Genomic DNA, 1,389 nt, shown 5'->3' on the forward strand with positions numbered 1-1,389 from the left:
GTCGAGACGACGCAAAATGGCGTCGAGCTTGCGCTCGATGCGTTCCAGCCTTTGGTCGGAGGTGTCGGTTGGCGCATTTTCGGCAAACGCCGTGCCGGTTGCACCGATCAGGGCGGCGAAGGCCGGCACGATCAAGGATCTTATCATTGTGGTTTGCCTCCTTGCGGAACGGTTCCAAAATTGTCGCGTGGCGCCGGCGCGAGATCGAGGCCTTGCAGCGATCGGCTGGGCGCTATCGCGGGGTCTGGCTCGTTTTGCTGCGCCGGTGACAGGCCTGGTGAGGCCGGAGCCGGCGGCTCTGGCGCTTCCAGACTCCCGGCCTCTCCGAGGGGCTCCGGCCCAGTCGCGCCCGCGTCGCTTGTCCCGGGGAGGGGGCGGCGCGCGCTCACATCCCGACCCATGCTGACAGCCGTCAAGATCAAAGCCAGAACAACGGCGATCGTGGCATAGCGAAACAGCGGATCTTGCCTGAACAGGCCCGGAACAAGCTTGGACCAGCGCAGAAGCGTGGCGCGGCCGGATGAAAGCAATGCCATCATGCGCCGATCCCCTGCCGCTCGCGGACAGCCATGGCCACCTCGATATCCTGTGCCTGGATCGTCATGATCGCGTGACGGCCGGCAGTGCCGACGGGCGCACCCGCGAGGCGCAGCGCCTGCGCTTCGCGGGTGCGTTCCCAGAGCGTGCGAATGTCGCGAGCGTTGCCGAAGGTCGCGTCGCGTTCCGCTTCCAGGCGCACGCAAGCGAGGCCGACGGCCTCATCGGCTGCAACGTCAAGGCCAAAACCCTCCCGTTCGATGAGATCGCGAAAGATCGCCGACAGTTCCTGCGCGCAGTAATCCTCGAACAGGATTGTCCTGGTGAAGCGGGAGCGCAGGCCCGGATTGACGTCGAGGAAGCGGCGCATCTCGCCGGTATAGCCGGCAACGACCACCGCGAGCCGATCGCGATTGTCCTCCATCAGCTTGAGCAGGGTGTCGACCGCCTCTCGTCCGAAATCGTTTTGGTGCCCGTCCTGCGCGAGCGCGTAGGCCTCGTCGATGAACAGGACCCCGTCGAGCGCTGCCTCGACCGCTTCGCGCGTCTGGATCGCGGTCTGGCCGACAAAGCCGGCGACCAGGCGGGAGCGGTCGACCTCGACGACATGGCCCGAGCTGAGCAGGCCGAGCGCATGAAAGATTTCGCCCATCAGACGAGCGGCGGTCGTCTTGCCGGTGCCGGGATTGCCGAGGAACACCAGATGCAGGCTGGGCGGGTTTTTGGATTTTACGCCCTGCCCGCGGCGGTGCTCTTCGGCGCGCAGGACGGCTACGAGCTTGTGAACCTCGGCCTTGACCGATTGCCAGCCGGTCGTGGCGTCGAGCTCGGCCAGGATAGCGTCGAGGGGCC

Annotated in this window: 1 protein-coding gene; it reads right to left on the reverse strand. The window is 66.1% G+C overall.

From position 1 onward, the window contains the following. Positions 1-535: 535 nt before the first annotated feature. On the reverse strand, positions 536-1,389 hold an 854-nt coding region (locus EN780_RS34250; RefSeq protein ID WP_128276459.1), incomplete at its 5' end, for an AAA family ATPase.

It is taken from the genome of Mesorhizobium sp. M4B.F.Ca.ET.089.01.1.1, from assembly GCF_004022605.1.
Lineage (GTDB): Bacteria > Pseudomonadota > Alphaproteobacteria > Rhizobiales > Rhizobiaceae > Mesorhizobium > Mesorhizobium abyssinicae.